Source organism: Pseudundibacterium arcticum (assembly GCF_042646465.1).
In the GTDB taxonomy this organism is placed as follows: Bacteria; Pseudomonadota; Gammaproteobacteria; order Burkholderiales; family Burkholderiaceae_D; genus Undibacterium_A; species Undibacterium_A arcticum.
This window is the reverse complement of the sequence record NZ_JBHRTP010000066.1, coordinates 1-18,916: the sequence shown is the minus strand read 5'-3', so window position 1 is coordinate 18,916 and position 18,916 is coordinate 1. Positions and strand designations below refer to the sequence as shown.

The 18,916-nt window shown below is 55.9% G+C and carries 16 protein-coding genes; 7 read left to right on the top strand and 9 right to left on the bottom strand.

The features are described 5' to 3' along the window. Positions 1-685 precede the first annotated feature (685 nt). Entirely contained in the window at positions 686-1,891 is a 1,206-nt protein-coding gene (locus tag ACFOFO_RS18905; protein ID WP_390332406.1) for a porin, read from the top strand. A 123-nt stretch (positions 1,892-2,014) separates the two neighbouring features. Continuing rightward, on the top strand, positions 2,015-3,676 hold the full coding sequence (locus ACFOFO_RS18900; RefSeq protein ID WP_390332404.1) for an alkaline phosphatase family protein: 1,662 nt from the start codon (positions 2,015-2,017) through the stop codon (positions 3,674-3,676). Positions 3,677-3,781: 105 nt separating this feature from the next. Here the strand turns inward: ACFOFO_RS18900 and ACFOFO_RS18895 are convergent, their stop codons facing one another. From ACFOFO_RS18895 to ACFOFO_RS18860, 8 genes are all read right to left on the bottom strand, one after another. Continuing rightward, complete coding sequence (locus tag ACFOFO_RS18895; protein ID WP_390327869.1) at positions 3,782-4,114, bottom strand: DUF599 family protein; 333 nt, start codon at positions 4,112-4,114, stop codon at positions 3,782-3,784. Positions 4,115-4,406: 292 nt separating this feature from the next. After that, complete coding sequence (gene purU, locus ACFOFO_RS18890) at positions 4,407-5,279, bottom strand: formyltetrahydrofolate deformylase (protein ID WP_390322449.1); 873 nt, start codon at positions 5,277-5,279, stop codon at positions 4,407-4,409. Positions 5,280-5,390: 111 nt separating this feature from the next. Beyond that, positions 5,391-5,906 carry a prolyl-tRNA synthetase associated domain-containing protein gene (locus ACFOFO_RS18885; RefSeq protein WP_390322447.1) on the bottom strand — a complete coding sequence of 172 codons (516 nt, stop codon included), beginning with the start codon at positions 5,904-5,906 and terminating at the stop codon, positions 5,391-5,393. Positions 5,907-6,248: 342 nt separating this feature from the next. Then, positions 6,249-6,566: a DMT family transporter gene (locus tag ACFOFO_RS18880; RefSeq protein WP_390322446.1), complete on the bottom strand. Its 318-nt coding sequence runs from the start codon at positions 6,564-6,566 to the stop codon at positions 6,249-6,251. Between the two features lie 109 nt (positions 6,567-6,675). Continuing rightward, positions 6,676-8,331 (bottom strand): choline dehydrogenase, encoded by a 1,656-nt coding sequence (betA, locus tag ACFOFO_RS18875; RefSeq protein ID WP_390322445.1) that lies wholly within the window; start codon positions 8,329-8,331, stop codon positions 6,676-6,678. 92 nt (positions 8,332-8,423) lie between these two features. Then, positions 8,424-9,887 carry a betaine-aldehyde dehydrogenase gene (gene betB, locus ACFOFO_RS18870; RefSeq protein ID WP_390332402.1) on the bottom strand — a complete coding sequence of 488 codons (1,464 nt, stop codon included), beginning with the start codon at positions 9,885-9,887 and terminating at the stop codon, positions 8,424-8,426. Between the two features lie 169 nt (positions 9,888-10,056). Continuing rightward, on the bottom strand, positions 10,057-10,914 hold the full coding sequence (locus ACFOFO_RS18865; protein ID WP_390332400.1) for a TorF family putative porin: 858 nt from the start codon (positions 10,912-10,914) through the stop codon (positions 10,057-10,059). A gap of 50 nt (positions 10,915-10,964) precedes the next feature. Beyond that, positions 10,965-11,468 (bottom strand): DUF4440 domain-containing protein, encoded by a 504-nt coding sequence (locus ACFOFO_RS18860; protein WP_390322443.1) that lies wholly within the window; start codon positions 11,466-11,468, stop codon positions 10,965-10,967. A 506-nt stretch (positions 11,469-11,974) separates the two neighbouring features. On the opposite strand from ACFOFO_RS18860, the gene ACFOFO_RS18855 reads away from it, so the two are divergent. The 5 genes from ACFOFO_RS18855 to ACFOFO_RS18835 all read left to right on the top strand — a co-directional run bounded on the left by ACFOFO_RS18855 (position 11,975) and on the right by ACFOFO_RS18835 (position 17,866). After that, a complete protein-coding gene (locus ACFOFO_RS18855) occupies positions 11,975-12,865 on the top strand; it encodes a glycine betaine ABC transporter substrate-binding protein (protein WP_390332398.1) in 891 nt (296 codons plus the stop codon). 722 nt (positions 12,866-13,587) lie between these two features. Continuing rightward, positions 13,588-14,757: a quaternary amine ABC transporter ATP-binding protein gene (locus ACFOFO_RS18850; RefSeq protein WP_390332396.1), complete on the top strand. Its 1,170-nt coding sequence runs from the start codon at positions 13,588-13,590 to the stop codon at positions 14,755-14,757. Beyond that, a complete protein-coding gene (locus ACFOFO_RS18845) occupies positions 14,750-15,622 on the top strand; it encodes an ABC transporter permease (protein ID WP_390332394.1) in 873 nt (290 codons plus the stop codon). The genes ACFOFO_RS18850 and ACFOFO_RS18845 overlap by 8 nt, the downstream gene beginning before the upstream one ends. Positions 15,623-15,732: 110 nt before the next feature. Next, complete coding sequence (locus ACFOFO_RS18840) at positions 15,733-16,713, top strand: GlxA family transcriptional regulator (RefSeq protein ID WP_390322439.1); 981 nt, start codon at positions 15,733-15,735, stop codon at positions 16,711-16,713. 205 nt (positions 16,714-16,918) lie between these two features. Further along, entirely contained in the window at positions 16,919-17,866 is a 948-nt protein-coding gene (locus tag ACFOFO_RS18835; RefSeq protein ID WP_390322438.1) for a choline ABC transporter substrate-binding protein, read from the top strand. A gap of 163 nt (positions 17,867-18,029) precedes the next feature. Here the strand turns inward: ACFOFO_RS18835 and paaY are convergent, their stop codons facing one another. Beyond that, the gene (gene paaY / locus ACFOFO_RS18830) at positions 18,030-18,641 is read right to left on the bottom strand and encodes a phenylacetic acid degradation protein PaaY (protein ID WP_390332392.1); all 612 of its coding nucleotides are present in this window, start codon (positions 18,639-18,641) and stop codon (positions 18,030-18,032) included. Positions 18,642-18,916 lie beyond the last annotated feature (275 nt).

The following is an 18,916-nucleotide window of genomic DNA, read 5'->3' as shown; positions in this document are numbered from 1 at the left end:
TTGCAACGGACAGCGACTTGCTTAATTACGACACGCAGGACGATGCCCAGCGCTTTTGTGCATCGATCAGGAACAGGCAACGAAATTGAGTGGGAAATTAAATGAAAACGCTGCGTGACAGAGCACTATCCGATGCGGCGATCAGGGACTCCGCCTGGGCGTTGGCTGGTGGGAGCGCGGCTCCAGAAAGTGTTGGGTTCTGATATGAACGCTTTATTCCCCCGTTTTATCAAACGCCCCCTACTGGAAAGATTTGGACGCCGATTGACAAGCAATGCGATGAATGACGCATCGGGAACTTAAAGCGTCGCGCCAAGACAATTCCGGACCCAGATTAAGCGTTTACATTGCGTTTGCTTTACTGCAAGAAACAAAGAGCGAGCTCGGCTACGTCAACGTCGACCACAAACCGGTCAACATGGTGGACATCGCCGCAGGCGTGGAGGCGATTACCGCTGACTGCACGCCAACTACTAAGGGTTGGCGGGCGGCGTCTCAAAAGGGCGCTTTTTTTTTGAGAATAGGTCCGGGAAGTCAGCCAGCAACCAGCGCGTGCGGGCCAAAGTATCGGCGCCGCACAAACGCTTCCCTATCTATTGAAATTCATTGACAGCAACTATTTAGTGGCCTTGCTGAAGGCAGAAAATCTTGGCATGACAACCTTTACAACCTTTGGAATGACTCAATGAAACAATCCCTACTCGCACTCGCCGTTATCGGCGCATTTGCAAACGCCGCACATGCGCAATCTTCCGTGACGGTCTACGGTCTGCTTGATCTTGCCTACACCTACCAAAACAAAATTGCAAAGCCTACCGCTACCGACCCGCGCGCCACTGACAGCTTGTGGTCGATGGTGCCGGGCAACCTGAATGGTTCCCGTCTCGGCTTCAAAGGCACGGAAGACCTCAGTGGCGGCATGAAGGCATTTTTCAAGATCGAAGGCGGTTTCAAGGCTGACACCGGCGCATCCGCGCAAGGTGGCCGCACATGGGGCCGCGCCACGGTGGTTGGCCTGTCCGGTGGTTTCGGTAGCGTTAGTGTCGGCCGTCAACCTGACCCTCTTTATGACCTGTCCTATCTCGGTAGTGCCATTGTTCCCTTCGGCCTGATCGTAAACAACGTCCACTCGTTGAACCTGGACCGCCTCGGCGGTGAGCGCACTGAAAACTCGATCCGCTGGGATTCCCCGAACATGAGCGGCGTCCGCGTCAGCGCCATTTATGGCCTGGGTGAGGAAGTTGGCTCGAGCTCCGCTGGCTCGGCATTCGGTGTGGCCGGCCAATACACCAACGGCCCGTTCGGCATCGGCGCTGGTTACTACCAGGCCAAACTCGGTAAGACGCCGGCTGATTTCGGCATTACCAATGGCTTTGACTGCGCTACTGGTGGGGGCGTTGCTGGCGACACCTGCGTCAAAACCTGGAGCGTGGTCGGCAACTACCAAGCCGGCCCGGCGAATCTCTACGCCTCCTGGTCGCACGTCAAACAGCCGCTAGCAAGTGCTGGCGCCGCTGTCGCCCCGTTGGCAACCGTGTTCGGAAAAGGAGTCGGTGGCCAATTCACCATCGCTGGCACCAACAACGACAAAATCGACACGCTGGACATCGGTGTCAATTATGCGCTGAACAGCCAGTTGACCTTGCTCGCCGCTGCGCAACAATCCCGCGCTAATTTCATCGGCGCATCCAAAGGCAAGCTGACCCAGTTCAACTTGGGCGCCGACTATGCGTTCAGCAAGCGCACCGACGTGTACGCGCTGGTCGCAAACCTGCACGCAACTGACATGTACAACCCGGGCATGTTCAACCAGAACGGTGGTGGGTCTGTCGGGCCTGGTGCTGACAATTCCCAAACCGCATTCCAAGTGGGGATTCGTCACAAGTTTTGATTTCCGCGGGGCTGGCGTGGCGCCGGCAACACTCAGCCCAATGAAGCCTAATGCGCTGCGAAAAAAAGCGGCGCCGGCGCGCCGCGTCAATCATCACTACCATTGCTCACCGAAGGAGACATCATGAAGCAATCTCTGAAACGGGTCGCGGCTGCATTCGCCGCGTCCACCCTTTGTGCGGTCGCCTGCATGCCAGCCCATGCAGCCGATGCGCCGAAGCGACCCAAGCACGTCCTGATTGTCGTATTCGACCAGATGCGGCCCGAATATGCGCAGCGCTTCGGCATGCAAAATGTGCTGACGCTCGAAAAAGAAGGCGTCCATTTCAAGAACGGCTACCTCGGTCATGTGCCGGCAGAAACCGTTATCAGCCACAACGTGATGGTGAGCGGCGTCTTTCCGAAGCATATGGGGTGGACGGAAGAAGCGTATCGCGACACGCATAACCTGCTCGGCAAAGGCGAAGGGGCGATGTGGGAGAGCGGCAGCCTGACCCTCGACCAATTCGGCACGCTGATTCGCCATAGCGGCTATCCGAAGCTGGTCGATTATCTGCATCTGGCGCGCCCCGGCGGCAAATTCATCGTGGTCGGTGAAAAGAGCTATGCAGTCGAGTCGATCGCCGCACCGAACGCCGACATCGCCGTGCGCATGTCGGATCGCATGAAGGACGTCACCAGGGAAACCGGTTGCGCCGAGCTGGGCGGCGCATGGCGCTACCCGACCGGACTCAATGTGCCAAGCTATCTGACCGAGCCGAAGTGCGGCCGTTTCTACATCAATTCCGACAAGGGCAACGATTACGGCACCAAGGCGCAGTCGCCTTCATGGCTGTATGCACTTGACGGCAACCGCATGGTGCCCGGCCACGATCCCGAGCATCTCGGCGGCGACGCCTGGGCCGCCGATGCCGCGATCACGATGATGGAAAAGGAAAATTGGAGCGGCATGCTGGTGACGATGGGCGGCATCGACAAGGCCGGCCACATGTGGGGCGCCTACCATGATGACGGCGGCAAGCCTGGCAGCGCGGATGAGCAGACCCATCTGCCGTTCGTCGCCAAGTACGCCGACGAACAGTTCGGGCGCATTCTGAGCAAGTTGAAAGAGCTCGGCCAGCTCGATGAAACGTTGATCATCATCACTGCCGACCACGGCGCAACCTACGCCAAGGAATTTCACGGCAACGATGCGGTTGGCGGCGGCGACTATAACTGGTATTACGGCAAGACAGTCAACTCCGAGGACTACAACAAGCCCTCGCCCGCTCTCAAGCCTTTGATCGATACCGGCAACGTCCAGTTGAGCTATCAGTCGACCTCGATCCAGACCTGGCTGAAAGACAATTCACCGGCGAAGAAGCACGAAGCCGCGAAAATCATGCGCACATTACCTGGCGTAGCCGCCACCTATTGGCGCGACGGCGATCACTTCACACTCGATGCCGCGCCTGGTCAAGGCACTGCCGCCACGCTCAGCGCAACCGAACTCGCATGGTGGAAGAAGCACGGCCAGGAACTGGTCGACACCATGGCAGCCGACAACGGGCCGGATATTATCGGCTTGCTGGCCGACGAAGTCGGCTACGGTGTGAAAGGCGATCATGGTAGCGCCAAGCAAAGCGATCAACGGGTGCCGATGGTGGTATGGGCGGCCAATATCCAGGCCGAGCAACCAGCCTATGCATTCCGCACGGTCGACATTTTGCCGACCGTGTTGAAGGCGATGGGCATCCGTCAGGATCAGCCGGGCGACGGCAAGGCTTATTCGCTGAAGTTCCGCTAACCGCAACGACGGCAGGCAGTGTTGTTGGAAAACGACGCTGCCTGCGAGGGATTTCCGATGTCGGAAATGGTTACATGGAATTAGTTAACCTGACGGCACCCTTCTTTACGCCAATGCTCGCCAATCGAACAACCAGGTGACAAACATTAATAGCGCAGTGGCCAACAAGCAGTAGGCGCCGCCAAACCACCAGAGGGCCAGCGGCACGGCAAAGAAAAACAACCGGATGCCAGTTGAGTAAAGGGCGCCGGCAGTATTCAATAATCTGGCGATACGCGATACCGTCACCGCATCCTCAGCCTGCCCAGGCCTTGCCAGCAGATATCCCGAGTGATTGAATACGCGCACCGACATGGAAAAATGCCAAAAAGAAAAAAAGAAAGTCAGCAGCAGCGCCGCTATTTCCATAAACACAGAGCACCGACCATTTGATCTGATCGAAGCCAGTGTGCAGAAAATCTTCCCGGGTCCGACATCAGCGTCAATATCGCCATCACCAGCAAAATGGAAGTCGCCATGGGCGCTGCAAGCCGATCATCGGTTCCCGTCTGCGGGCACGTTGCCTGCCGGGGCGACGCGCCCGCAGCGGATGGCCGCTTGAGAGAGTGACCCAGCACCTCCGCCTCTTTGTCCGCGCACGATCAGCGTACGATCAGCAGCCGATCAGCTCCCCGCCGGTTTTTTCGGAAACGACGGCGGCGGGCAAGCGCCCACTCATGCCCGCAGCCGGTTAGTGCAACACCACCGTCCTGTTGCCATTGAGGAAAACGCGGCGTTCGATCTGCAGCTTCACAGCACGGGACAGGGCCAGGCATTCCATGTCCCGGCCGGTTGCCAGCAATTGATCTGGATCGTAGGAGTGATCGACCCGTTCCACCACTTGCTCGATGATCGGGCCTTCGTCGAGGTCCGTCGTGACATAGTGGGCGGTGGCGCCGATCAATTTGACGCCTCTGGCATACGCTTGATGGTAGGGCTTGGCCCCTTTGAAGCCGGGCAGGAACGAGTGATGGATATTGATCGCGCGGCCGCGCAAGCCGGCGCTCAGTTCGGACGACAGGATCTGCATGTAGCGGGCCAACACCACCAGCTCGCTGCGGGATTCCTCGATGATGGCGAGTAGCCTCGCCTCCTGCTCCACTTTGGTTTCCGGCGTGATCGGCAGATGGTGAAACGGGATGCCGTGCGCCGTCGCGATCGGCTCAAGGTCCGGATGATTGGACACCACGGCGGCAATGTCGATCTTCAGTTCGCCGATGCGCCAGCGGTAGATCAGGTCATTCAGGCAATGGTCCAATTTCGACACCATGATCAACACGCGTGGCCGGACGGTGGCGTCACGCATCGACCATTCCATGCCAAACCGGTTGCTGATTGCCTGAAAGTCCTCTCGCATGCGGTCTAGCGGCAGGACGCTGCCCGAAGCCGCATGAAACACGCAACGGACAAAAAAAGTTTGGTTGACGTTGTCGTCAAATACGGAGATTTCATCGATATAGCAACCACGCACTTCGAGAAAGCCGGCGATCGCCGCCACCTGGCCCGGCGCGCTGGCGCAGGACAAGGTCAGAATGTATTTGGTTATCGAATCAAGTGTCGCCATGGCGGATACTCCCGGTACTGCTGCTGAATCATGAATGGGACGAAGGGTGCGGATTCATTGGTGATTCCGCCCCGTTAGGTACAGGCATCCAGGTTATTTTCTGACGAACCCTTATGGTGCGCCCGGCACCCGCATGACTACCGCGCGATGCCCTACATGCGATAAAAATGTCGCCAATGCCGCATGCGAGATCGAAACGGTCGCGGTATTGCGCAACGGATGGCCCTGCACTCTTTCCGCGTGCCAGATCTCCTCGTCGAGGATCAGCTCGACTGCCGCGGCGGAATCGTTGACCAGCGAAAACACGCTGACGGCGCCGGGGGTGACGCCCAAGTGCCGTTGCAGGCGCTCAGGCGAGCCCATGCTGAGCTTGGTGGAAGGAAGGACCCGCGCCAGCGCCAGCAGGTCTACCCGCCTGTCATGCGGAACCACGACCAGAATGTGCCGATTGCCCTTGGCATCGCGCAGGAATACATTCTTGGTTTTCACGCCGTCGATCGGCGGGACCGCCGCCATCGCTTCTTCAATGGTAAACACGGGGCGATGCTCGACCATTTGATAGTCGAGATCGAGCTGTGAAAAAATCGGTAGGAGCGCGTCCTCGACCTGATGTATCTGTGAATCCATTTCAACCTTTTCCATCACTCTCAATTGCACACGAGCCAGGCGTACCTGCCATGCCTGGCCACCGGATTCAGGCCATTACAACCGAAAGAAAAGGAATAAAACAGAATAAATTCGCCGGATATCCAGACAAATCCGACACGTCGCACCCGGGCAACGCGGTTGCCGTACCGCCGAGGACGAGGTCTATGCCCGACGTCTATGCCAACTATCAGGGAATTGGTGCTGCCGGGTGCGCCACAAAGCACCCGGGGTGGCACAGTACGAGCAGGGCATACGATGGGCAGCGCCGTAGCGCTCCAGGCACGACCAGCCAAAATGCGACAATCATTTCGTCACAGGCGCTTAGTGTGCGAGCTTTAATGTGATGACCCCGGATATGATCAGCAATGCACCGAAATAGCGACCAAGGCTTCCAGCGTCTCCAAAAAGAAAGACGCCCACGATGAAGGTGCCCGCCGCACCTATTCCCGTCCAGACTGCATATGCGGTGCCGATGGGAATCTGGCGCTGCGCAAGCCATAATAGAAAACCGCTGATACCCATGCACACAACCGCCATTACGATTCCTATAAGCCGCTTGTCCCCCGACTGCGATATTTTAAATCCCAGGGGCCAGCCAATTTCAAAGAAACCCGCAATAATCAGGTAAATCCAACTCATTGCTGCTCTCCCAATTGCCTTATGTGATTGCGTTGAGGGGGCGCCGCTTAAGGCGCGCAATTTTCGATCAAAAAAGTTATCGAAAATCTTCGATTCAGCGCAATCCTGGTTAGCGTTGGTGCGACGCATATTTTGGCGATACGTAGACTGGCACTTGCGCCACCGGCAGCGGTGTCGTGCCGCGAATCAGATCCGCCATCTTCTCGGCCATCATGATGGTCGGCGCATTCAAATTACCGCTGATCACATTGGGCATGATGGACGCATCGACCACCCGCAGGTTCTGTACTCCGTGCACGCGACCCGCACCGTCGACCACAGCCATCTCATCATTACCCATACGGCAGCTGCAGGATGGATGAAACGCGCTTTCCGCTTTTTCACGAATATAGGCATCGATGTCGGCATCGCTTTGCACCTTGAGTCCGGGTGCCAGCTCCGCGTTCCGGAAAGGCTCAAATGCGGCCTGCGCAAAGATTTCGCGGGTGAGCCGCACGCCCGCCCGCATTTCCTTGCGATCCTGCTCGGTCTGCATGTAGTTGAACAAGATACGCGGATGCGCCTTCGGGTCGGCGGAGCGCAGCTTGATGTGGCCGCGACTGGTCGGGCGCATCGGGCCGACATGCGCCTGGAAGCCATGCTCGGTGGCAGGCGATTTGCCATCGTAGCTGATTGCCATCGGCAGAAAATGGTATTGCAAGTCCGGCTGCATGACGCCGGCTTCGCTGCGAATAAACCCGCCCGACTCGAAATGGTTGGTCGCGCCCAGACCTTTTCCGGCAAATAGCCATTGCACGCCGATTTTAAGTTTTGCCAGAGGATTCATCGCACTGTATAAAGTGATCGGCTGCTTGCTCGCGTATTGCACATAGGTTTCGATATGGTCTTGCAGATTTTGGCCGACGCCGGGCAAATTCACTTTGACTGGAATCCCTAGTGCACGCAGTTCCCCGGCATTACCGATGCCCGACAGCATCAGCACCTGCGGCGAGTTGATCGCACCGCCGGACAAGATCACTTCGCGCGCGGCATACACCTGATGCGTGCGTCCACCTTGCGCATATTCGACGCCAATCGCACGTGTGCCATCGAATAAAATGCGCGTCACCAGCGCGCGCGCGGTCACCCGCAAGTTGCCGCGTTTGGCGGCTGGGCGCAAATACGCTTGCGCCGCGCTCCAGCGGCGGCCCTTATACACCGTCATATCCATCGGCCCCAGGCCTTCCTGCTGGTAGCCATTCATGTCGTCGGTGTACGGATAACCAGCTTGCTGCCCCGCTTCCACAAACGCGCGGTAGAGTGGATTCCTGCACGCACCGGTCGATACATTCAACGGCCCCTGGGCGCCGCGATACGCGTCGCCACCCTTGAGACGATTTTCGGCCTTCTTGAAATAAGGCAGGCAATGAAAATACGACCATTGCGCCAGCCCAGGCATGCTTGCCCAGGCGTCGTAATCGAACGCATGCCCACGGATATAGACCATGCCGTTGATCGAGGATGAGCCGCCAATCACGCGGCCACGCGGACAATGCATGTGACGCTGGTTCATGTACGGCTCCGGCTCCGTATCGTAAAACCAGTTGTATTTGTCGTTCGCCAATGGATACGCGAAGGCCGATGGCATATGGATGAAAATACTGCGATCCGATGGCCCAGCTTCCAGCACCAGTACGCGCACCTCCGCATCTTCGGTCAACCGATTGGCCAGCACACAGCCGGCCGAGCCAGCACCGACAATGATGTAATCGTATTCTTCGCGCATCTTGTTATTTCCAGATTAAGTTTTAGCTCACTCTCACTCGGAGCTAGCAATCCAAGGGTCTTGCATGCCAGCCCATCCCGGCAAGACAATGCTCACTCGTAAGGGCAAGCGACGTCGCCCAATTCCACATAGACGCTCCTTAACTGCGTGTAGTAGTCAATCGTCACCTGGCTATTTTCATGGCCGATGCCCGATTCGCGCATACCGCCAAACGGCATTTCGATCGGCGTGATGTTGTAGTTGTTAATCCAGCACACACCCGACTTCAATTGTGCCGCCACGCGATGAGCGCGTGCCAGGTCGCGCGTGAACACACCCGCTGCCAGCCCAAAGCGCGTGTTATTGGCGCGCGCCACTGCTTCGGTTTCTTCACTAAATCGCAACACCGACATGACCGGACCAAAAATTTCTTCGCGCACAATGGCCATTTCGTCATGGCAATCGGCAAAAATCGTGGGCTCGACGAAGTTGCCACTGGCCAATCCATCCCTGCTGACCCGTTTTCCACCGACCAGCAGGCGCGCGCCTTCTGCCACTCCTTTTGCGATATAGCCCAGCACGCGCTCCATATGGCCGCGCGAAATCAGTGCGCCAATCTGCGTATCCGCATGCATCGGGTCACCTACTCGCAGCTTGCCGGTGCGCTCCACCAGCTGCTCCAGAAAGGCATCGTAAATATCCGTATGGACAAAGACGCGTGTGCAATTGGTGCAAATTTCGCCTTGCGTATAAAAATTGCCAAGCATGGCGGCAGAGACGGCTTGCTTCAAGTCGGCGTCGGGAAACACCAGCAGCGCGGATTTACCCCCTAGTTCCATCGTGACGCGCTTCAGGGTTTTGGCCGCATCGGCCATGATGGCTTTGCCGGTCTCGACCGATCCGGTCAGCGACACTTTCGCCACCTCCGGATGCGCAACCAGCATGCGCCCGCTGCGGGCATCGCCCTGCAATACGTTGAATACACCATCCGGCACACCAGCCTCGGTATAAATTTCTGCGAGTTTGGCGGCGGTGAGCGGGGTCAAATCCGACGGCTTGAAAATCATCGCATTGCCGCACGCCAATGCAGGCGCCGATTTCCAGCATGCAATCTGCAGCGGGTAATTCCATGCACCAATGCCAACGCAAATGCCCAGTGGTTCGCGCGTGGTGTAGGCGAACGCGTTTTTTAATCCATAGTGGTGGCCGTGAATACTCGCAGCCAAGCCAGCGAAGTATTCGATGCAATCGGCGCCGCTTGCCACATCGACGACCTCAGCCTCTTGAATCGGCTTGCCACTATCTTGCACTTCCAGTTCAGCCAATTCGCGGTTGCGCGCGCGTAAAATTTGTGCCGCTTTATACAGAATACGGCCGCGCTCGGCGCCAGTCATCGCGGACCAGAGAAGAAATCCGGCGCGGGCAGCTTCAATTGCGCGTTCAACTTCTGGCGCACCTGCTATCTCCACCTCACACAATACTTGCCCGGTCGCGGGATTCAGATTGGCAAATTTTTCCGCTGCGGTGCCTGGCACATAGGCGCCACCGATGTAACTGCGCAATACTTGGGATGTCACGGTTTCACCTGTATTTTTTCCACATAAAAAACCGGGCCGGATGGGCTGCTGCCCTGACCGACCCGGCAAGCTCACAGTCTATAGCTGCGCTTGACGTCACTGTAGTGCGCCCAGCCGTCGCCGCTACCTTGTACCTGCCATTTTTTCAGCCTTCCTGAGCTGTCCTTTTTCAGAACGCCTTGCTGATAGACGCCACAAAAGTACCCGTGGCAGGATTCGACGTCTCTGCCACCCCCGCCGTATTCAGGGCGCCGGTCGTAAAGTTATCATAGACATTGGTCGCCCCCTTTGCTTTGGTGTACGCGCCAGCCAGGGTCCAGCCTCCTTCGAAGGTTTTGCTGACGCCGACCTTGTAATCTTTCCAGTTCCAGATCGAATTGTCGGCAGCGCCGGTACTTGCGACGCGTCCGATACCGTAATGTAGGTTCAGGGTATAGCCGGAACCGAGATCATAATTGGCGCCCAGGTCCAGATAGCCGGTGCCGCGCGCGTCGGTAATGCCGAAAAAGTCTTTGGTAAACGTATAGTTGTATTTGGCGTACAAAAATTTGTAGGTTGCTCCAAATGACAATTCGCCATAATCATACTTAGTGTTGGTAGCGGTAAAGCTGGCGCCAGGATATTTATAATAATAAATCAAGGCGCTATAGCCAAAGTCGCTCGCCGTACCGGTATAGCCGCCATATAAATCCCATTCCATCGTTCCGTTTTCTATATAACGGTTGCTGACGTTAGACGCCCAGGTACCGAAAGAAAAGCCACTCGGATGCGCATAGTCAAATCCGCCTTGCAATGCCGGTTTGCCCCAGGTTTGCCGAAAGCCGCGCGAAACATATTGCGAGGCCAAGGTCACATTGGCAGTGACGGGCCAAGCGGATGAAACTGGCGGAAACGGCTTGTTGCCGGCATACGGCGCCACGGCTACCACTATGGGCTCAGCCAGGGGCTCCGACGTCTGGGCTTGCACCGTAGCGGCGAACAGGGTTAAGCACAGCGCTGACAATGGTTTATTAAATACAACTTTCATTATGCATCCTCTATGTGGCGGTTTTTATCTATGGCATGGAAAGCGCAGATTCAGCCTGGGAAGCCGAAGAAACGCGCCATCCGCCAGCTGCCATCATCGAAACGGCGATACACTTCAAGCAAGCGCATTTTGAGGCTGTTGGCACGGCCACCGGCCAAGGTGTGGGTAAAGGTGCGATTCGAACGCACGACTGCCACGTCCCCGGATCCGACCACTTCTTCGATATCATTGCTCCAAGTATCTTTGGAGTCTTTATCATCAGACCCACTAATGGTGAGTTTCAGGCTGCTCTCAAATGCGCCGCCGTCATAATCTGCCGCCGCTCCCTGATAAGCCCCCTGCAGATCGTTCACGACATAATCGCTGAACGATTTTGGATCGCGCGCGGATAGCGCCTCCATCCATTTATCGATAGACGCGCGCAACTGGTACACGTCACTGCTGGAAAGCGGGGTTTCATTGACAACATCCGGCGTTTGGGCATTCGCCGCAGGCATGAAAACCACAGCTCCCGCGATCAGGGCTCCTACACTTAGCAAACGGATTTTTTTCATTTAGCATCCTCCTCAGGGTGGCAAAGAACGATCAGACAAGCACTCATTATTTTTTTAATGTGTGCCAATTCTGCATGCAGTACGCTACCGGCAAGCCGCTCAATTACGACATAAAGCAATATGAAAACGACATGCACCAATGCTGCGGGTGAATCAAGCCGCCGCAAGGTTTTGGGCGCTGCGAATCATTGTCTAAACAATTGTTGTGAGGTGCATGTCGTTATCCATTTCACTGGTCCTTGCACGTCAATCCCCACCAATTTTTCTCTGCAAAGAAGCCGCTCGCCTATGCTTTAAGGTTGGCGCCGACAACCTCGGAGACGGCGATTTTTAGCTTAATGATGTCGGGTTCGATAAAGTCATCGCCAAAGGGGCCATGGTATTTTTGTTTCACTCGATGAGCGGTTACCGATAGCGCAGATAGACGTGACCCCGTTTGTTTGGAAAGAATTTCGCAGCAACAACCACCTAAGCAGCATCCACCAGCGTGAGAAAAGGGGAGCACCATGTTACAAAAGACTATGCAGACGCTGCGCAGCGTGTCTACTGCGCTGGCAATTACGTTGGCAATGCTGGCCGCGACGCCAGCCGAAGCGGCCGAGGGCAAAACGTTGCGGATCGGCTGGACCGCATGGTCGGATGCGGAAGCCGTCACCAATATCGCCAAGCAAGTACTGGAGCAGCGACTTGGTTACAAGGTCGAACTGGTGATGACGGATATCGGCTTACAGTACCAAGGGGTCGCCAAAGGTCAACTGGACCTGATGCTGATGTCGTGGCTGCCGACCACGCACAAGGCTTACTGGGACAAGTTATCACCGGAGCTGGTCGACGTAGGCGTGCTGTACGACAATGCCAAGCTGGGCTGGGCCGTGCCGGCGTATGTGCCGGAAAGCGAACTGAACAGCATTGCGGACATGAAGAAACCCGAAGTACAGAAGAAGCTGAAGAGCCAGGTCCAGGGCATCGACCCCGGTGCGGGACTGATGAAGGCATCTTCCGGTGCGCTTAAAGATTACGGTCTGGACGGTTATCAGCTGTTGACCGGGTCGGATGCAGCAATGGTGATCGCACTCGACCGGGCCATCAAGCGCAACGAGTGGATTGTCGTGACCACCTGGACACCACACTGGATGTTCTCGAAATACAAGCTGCGTTATCTGCAAGATCCGTCGCAAGCCTTGGGCGGGGCGGAAGCGATTCATGCGTTATCGCGCAAGGGCTTTGAACAGGACTTCCCGAAGGCGGCTGCGTTCATCAAGAACTTCAAAATCCCCCTGGCGGATCTGGAAAGCGTCATGCTGAAAGCCAAGGACACCTCGTACGAAAAGGAGGCGGCAGCTTACATCCAGAGTCACCCGGAAATGGTCGAGAAATGGCTCAAGGATACGAAGTAAAAACTGGCTGACGCGACAACCTGGCGACACCCTAAAAAAAGCCCGCATCGAGCGCTCGATGCGGGCTTTTTTATCATCCGTTTTACGCAGGTACCTGGGCTGCGTGCGTCGATGCTTGCGGACATATGGATCTGAATCCGTGGACGCATTGCCGCCTGTCGCAACCCCTGAATCAGCACGGCGGCTCCTGATGACATTCGCTGGTACCTTGGCGTGCGCGACAAAACCGGATAGGATCAGCATCGGTAGCATGGCAAGCCGCCTGATCTTGGCAAACTGTTCATTGTTGTCGCCTGCAAATAATGCAAGAAGCGGCGATCTCTTATTTATCTAAGGTGGCGTTGATGAGCAGCATTGCCCTAGAGAATGTGCAATGAACATTGCTTGACGCCAAACCTTGAAGCCGCTGCGACGTGAGCAAAGCCCCCTTTAGTCCAGGATTACCCGGAAAAATACTTGCCATTGCTTTTTTGACATCGGCAAAAATCGACCTCCCGCGCAGCGTCAATGGCAGCTTGATTACGACGCAAAGCAACCTGGACACGACATGCACCAAGATGGAGGCACCATGATGGGGCCGCCATCTTGGTGCATGTCGTTTTAAGGATGGTCCATGTCGCTCTACAGTTACGTTTTTATCCAGATAGACTTATATTGGCAAACATAATAAAGACAAGAGTGCGCATTCAAGCAAATGACGTGGAACCAAAAGGAGAGACAGTATGCCGTCCGGCAAAGTAGTGGTAGAAAATCTGTACAAAATATTTGACCCCGATCCGTGCGACGCACTGGCCATGCTCAAACAGGGCGTCAAAAAAGAGGCCGTGTTGTCCCAGACCGGCAAAGTAGTCGGCGTCAACGACGTGTCATTCAGTGTGAATGAAGGCGAAATCTTTGTTTTGATGGGTTTGTCGGGCTCCGGAAAATCCACGCTGATTCGCCTCATCAATCGTCTGGTTGACCCTTCTGACGGTAAAATTTTTGTCGACGGTCAGGATGTTGCCAAACTTTCAGCAAAGCAATTAGTTCAATTGCGGCGCAGTGACATGAGCATGGTGTTCCAGTCTTTTGCGCTGATGCCGCATCGTACCGTTCTGGATAACACGGCGTTCGGACTTGAGATTGCGGGCGTCGCGCGCAAGGAGCGCGAGCAGCGCGCGGCACGGGTGCTGGAACAAGTAGGACTGAGTACCTATGCCAAGAAATATCCGCATCAACTTTCCGGCGGCATGCAGCAACGTGTCGGCCTGGCACGCGCATTGGCGGTCAATCCTTCGTTGATGTTGATGGATGAGGCATTCTCGGCGCTTGACCCGCTTAAACGCAAGGAAATGCAGGACGTCCTTTTGAACCTGCAAAGCGAACAACGCCGCACCATTTTCTTTGTCTCGCATGATCTGGAAGAGGCATTGCGAATCGGCAACCGGATTGCGATTATGGAGGGCGGACGCCTGGTACAGGTTGGCACACCGCAGGAAATTATCGAAAACCCGGCGGACGAATATGTGCGCGCGTTCTTCAAGAGCGTAGACACGTCACGCTATTTGGTTGCGTCAGACTTGCTTGATACCGCCGGGATTCCGATTTTGGTAAAAGGCCAGACCGTAGGCACACAACCTGCTTGGCACCCATGGTTGGCGTTTGTCAATCCGGAACGCAAATGGTTAGGTTTGATCAGTACCGACGCGCTGTCTGCCTGTGGCAACCTGGTGCAATCTGTACAGGCACAACACACTGCCGTGTCAGAACGCACGACCTTGCAAGATATCTTGCCGCAGCTATTGGGCAAGGCCGCCCCGCTGCCGGTACTGGATGGCAACGGCTCTTATCTGGGTGTCATTACCGCCGCCAGCGCGTTGCGCAAAATCTCCCAGGGAGCTAACCATGCCTGAACTGCTTCAACACTTTCTTGCCAATCCTCGCGACTATCTGCCGATCGGGAAATGGGTCAATAATTTCATTACCTATTTGCTCGATCACAACAGCACCACCTTTGATGCGATTGGCAAAACCATCGACAGCTTTGCCGAGGCGATTGAACTGGGCTTGCAAGCCCTGCCGGCATGGTTGTTAATCGGGCTTTTTGTCGCGGTCGGTTTGTGGCGTTTGCGCTGGAAATTCGCCTCCTTCGCGGCCGCATCATTCATTTTCATTGCGGCCATCGGTTTTTGGCATCAAACAGTAGTGACCTTGGCGCTCACTTTTTCCGCGACCGTGATCAGCTTGCTGCTCGGTATACCTCTCGGGATCTGGTGCGCTAAAAATAACCGCGTCAACGCCTTGATTCGTCCGGTGCTGGATTTTATGCAAACCATGCCAGCCTTCGTGTACCTGATCCCTGCCGCGATGCTATTCGGCCTCGGCCGCGTTCCCGGCATCCTGGCTACCGTGATCTTTGCGATGCCGCCTGCGGTGCGCTTGACCAACCTTGGGATTCGTCAAGTCAACAAGGAGCAAGTCGAAGCCGGCTGCGCCTTCGGCTCCAATGCGCGCCAGTTGCTGTTCAAGGTGCAATTGCCGATTGCGTTGCCGTCGATCATGACGGGCGTAAACCAGACCATCATGATGGCCTTGTCGATGGTGATCATCGCGTCCATGGTGGGCGCAGGCGGTTTGGGCAATGACGTGCTGGCCAGCATTCAACGCCTCGATGTCGGTTTGGGTTTTGAGAGCGGCCTGAGTGTGGTGCTGCTCGCCATCATCCTCGATCGTATTACCGAAAGCTTTGGCAATGGCCATGCGTTGCAGGCAAGCTGATACGGGCATGTATGAAAAGGCCTGCGTATCAACAGGCCTTTTATGGACATGAATATTCACGCGCGCGTGCTTACTGCGCGCCGTTAGCCGAGTTCTTGTAGGAGTGCGCGATGTCCCCCCAGAAAATTGCAGAAGTTTCGCATATCGGCTTTTTGGTTCTGAAAAATTTTTCGATGATTGCATTTGCCAATGCGCTGGAACCGCTTCGCATGGCCAATTATTTGAGCCGAAAAAATCTCTATAGCTGGTCCGTCATCAGTGCTGATGACGCATCGAGTCCAGCCAGCAATGGCTTGAGTCTGTCACCCATCTACCATCCGAACGATGCACCGCCGTGCGATATCCTATTCGTATGCGGCGGAACCAATGTTCGTGAAGCGGTCAGCGACGACGTGATATCGCTGCTACGCACCTATGCCGCCAATGGCACGCCTATGGGAGCGCTGTGTACCGGCACGTTCGCGCTTGCCAAGGCGGGCTTGTTGAATGGCTACCGCTGTGCGATTCACTGGGAAAACCTGGCGGCAATCCGGGAAGAGTTTCCAAAAATTCTGTTTTCCCAGGAATTGTTTGTGATCGACCGCAATATGTTCACTTGCTCCGGCGGCACCGCTCCATTGGATCTGATGTTGAATCTGATCCGCCTGAAAGGGGGGAAAAGTCTGGCGGCAGATGTTTCCGAACAATTTAGCGTGGAGCGTATTCGCGATCACAAGGATCAACAGCATATCCCGCTGTTGGCGCGCATAGGGTCCGGGCACGAAGCCTTGCTGGACGCCGCGGTATTTATGGAAATGAATATCGAGGAGCCGTTTGCGCTGGATTACCTGGCCGACCAGGTGGGACTGTCGCTGCGCCAGCTTGAGCGGCTGTTCAAACGCTATCTGGACACCACCCCGGCGCAACATTATCTCAATTTGCGCCTACGCCGCGCCCGCGAATTTTTATTGCAAACAAATATGTCGGTGATGGATGTAACAGTCGCATGCGGCTTCCAGTCGTCATCCCATTTCTGCAAATCCTATCGCAGTTTATTCGGCTATCCGCCGAGCCGCGAACGGTATCAGGAAAGTCTTTGCGATGCGGCTTGAGGAACAAATGCGCGCCCGTGGAAAAACAGTTCGAAACACGGCGAAAAAGAGCAAGATCGAGTCGTCGGGATGCAAGTTTTTGATGACTCCGGCGTGTCATGCTTACACTGCGTCAAAGGCTTGAGCGAGTGCGTTGAAGACACGGCATTTCCTCAAAACATAGTTAATTCCCAGGCATATGCATCACCATATAAGGAGGAGTTCCATGAAGTTGCTCTCAAAACTCGGCGCGGTTGGATCTATTGCACTAGCCTTGTCCGCCATCCCCGCTGCGGCTCAGGAGCCGGCAAGTTGTCGCACCGTTCGGTTCGCCGATGTGGGCTGGAGCGATATCGCAGCGACCACAGGGCTGGCAACCGTGGTGCTGGAAGGTCTGGGTTACCGCCCAACGACTACGCTCGCGTCAGTGCCCATTGCCTTCTCCGGTATCAAAAGCAAGCAGATTGATGCCTTCCTCGGTTATTGGAATCCCAGCATGACGCCCATCATCGCGCCGTTTGTCAAGGCGGGCCAGATCAAGGTGCTGGATCAGCCCAATCTGGTGGGCGCCAAGTATACGCTTGCCGTCACCAGCAATGCGGCGGAAGGCGGCTTGAAAAGCTTTGCCGACATTGCCAAGTTCCATAAAGAGCTCGACGGCAAAATCTATGGCATTGAACCCGGCAATGACGGCAATGCGCTGATCCAGCGGATGATAGACAAGAACGAATTTGGTCTCAAAGGATTCAAGATGATCGAGTCCAGCGAAGCCGGCATGCTAGCCGAGGTACAGCGGGCCGTGCGTCTGAAAAAATGGATCGTGTTCCTGGGCTGGGAACCGCATCCGATGAATGTGCAGGTAAAAATGAATTACCTCGAGGGTGGTGAGAGCGTGTTTGGCCCGAATTTCGGCGAAGCCAAAGTCTATACTGCGGTCGCTCCGGATTACCCGACACGTTGCCCGAACGCAGCCAAGTTGATCGCGAACCTGCAATTCAATACCGACCTGGAAAATCAGGTCATGGTATCGATTATCGATAAAACCAATCCGGTTGCCGCAGCCCGAACCTGGCTGAAGAAAAACCCGAGCGTTCTGCAAAAATGGCTCGACGGCGTGACCACCTATAACGGCGGCGATGGGCTGGCGGCAGTCAATAAAGTCCTGGGCGTTTGACGACGCAGCGATCGAACGTCAGTGTAGGGCTCGGCTAAATCCAAGCGCTTACACCGCAGGGCGCAGCGGTTTTTCAGTTCGCTGCGCCCAATTTCAAAGTACTTGCCGCATTTGGCTGAGCAAAAGAAATTCCGGTCTCAACACATCGCTGCAACTATGGCAACTATGTGCACTCACCTTTGAGCTTGTACAACGGCGTCGCCGCTCCCGCATTCACCCGCTTGCGGTCGGGCTCCGCTTCCGTCAGCGCTTCCACCTGTTGCATGGTGCGCAGTGAACGCTCTGCGAGCGCCTGATATTGCGCGGTGCCATTGCTTTTCCAGGCGATCTCTTCATCGCTGAGCGCACGCACGACACGCGCCGGAATGCCCACCACCAGGCTGCGCGGCGGCACGATCATACCGGCTTTGACAAAGGCCATCGACGCCACAATGCTGGCTTCGCCGACGACTGCGTCGTCCATCACCACCGCATTCATGCCGATCATCGCGTTGCGTCCGATGCGACAACCGTGCAGCACTGCGCCGTGGCCGATATGGCCATTCGCTTCGACCACCGTGTCACTGTCGGGAAAGCCGTGCATGACACAGGTATCCTGCAAATTCGCGCCCTCTTCCAGGATCAAGCGCCCGAAGTCGCCGCGAAGGCTAGCGCCAGGGCCCACATAGCAGCGCGGACCGATGAGCACGTCGCCGATCAGCACCGCACTGGGGTGCACGTATGCGGTGGGATGTACGACCGGCGTTACGCCGTCGATGGAATACACTTTAACCAATGATTTCTCCCCGAAGTCTGGTCCATCACATGCTTGCCCCTCAGCCGCCAACACGCAACGCGTGGCGCCCGACAAGGCCATTGACGCAACACAACCGTTGCAGAGCGTACACGCACCGCCATAGCCCGGTTCATCGCGCAGCCGCTAAATCATGTCCGGATCATAGACCAGCGCCCGCCTAAATATTGATGATTTTTCAGTAGTGTCCCAACGTTCGTCATAGGAGAGTGAGCTGAATTTGCTCACTTCGCACATCATATTTTTCGATGGGTGGT

Excerpts from the sequence above, each read along its gene's own strand:
- ACFOFO_RS18865 (WP_390332400.1), bottom strand. The coding sequence starts at position 10,914 with ATGAAAGTTGTATTTAATAAACCATTGTCAGCGCTGTGCTTAACCCTG.
- ACFOFO_RS18855 (WP_390332398.1), top strand. The coding sequence starts at position 11,975 with ATGTTACAAAAGACTATGCAGACGCTGCGCAGCGTGTCTACTGCGCTG.
- betA (WP_390322445.1), bottom strand. The coding sequence starts at position 8,331 with ATGCGCGAAGAATACGATTACATCATTGTCGGTGCTGGCTCGGCCGGC.
- ACFOFO_RS18905 (WP_390332406.1), top strand. The coding sequence starts at position 686 with ATGAAACAATCCCTACTCGCACTCGCCGTTATCGGCGCATTTGCAAAC.
- purU (WP_390322449.1), bottom strand. The coding sequence starts at position 5,279 with ATGGCGACACTTGATTCGATAACCAAATACATTCTGACCTTGTCCTGC.
- ACFOFO_RS18835 (WP_390322438.1), top strand. The coding sequence starts at position 16,919 with ATGAAGTTGCTCTCAAAACTCGGCGCGGTTGGATCTATTGCACTAGCC.
- ACFOFO_RS18885 (WP_390322447.1), bottom strand. The coding sequence starts at position 5,906 with ATGGATTCACAGATACATCAGGTCGAGGACGCGCTCCTACCGATTTTT.
- ACFOFO_RS18860 (WP_390322443.1), bottom strand. The coding sequence starts at position 11,468 with ATGAAAAAAATCCGTTTGCTAAGTGTAGGAGCCCTGATCGCGGGAGCT.
- ACFOFO_RS18880 (WP_390322446.1), bottom strand. The coding sequence starts at position 6,566 with ATGAGTTGGATTTACCTGATTATTGCGGGTTTCTTTGAAATTGGCTGG.
- ACFOFO_RS18845 (WP_390332394.1), top strand. The coding sequence starts at position 14,750 with ATGCCTGAACTGCTTCAACACTTTCTTGCCAATCCTCGCGACTATCTG.
- ACFOFO_RS18900 (WP_390332404.1), top strand. The coding sequence starts at position 2,015 with ATGAAGCAATCTCTGAAACGGGTCGCGGCTGCATTCGCCGCGTCCACC.
- ACFOFO_RS18840 (WP_390322439.1), top strand. The coding sequence starts at position 15,733 with ATGTCCCCCCAGAAAATTGCAGAAGTTTCGCATATCGGCTTTTTGGTT.
- ACFOFO_RS18850 (WP_390332396.1), top strand. The coding sequence starts at position 13,588 with ATGCCGTCCGGCAAAGTAGTGGTAGAAAATCTGTACAAAATATTTGAC.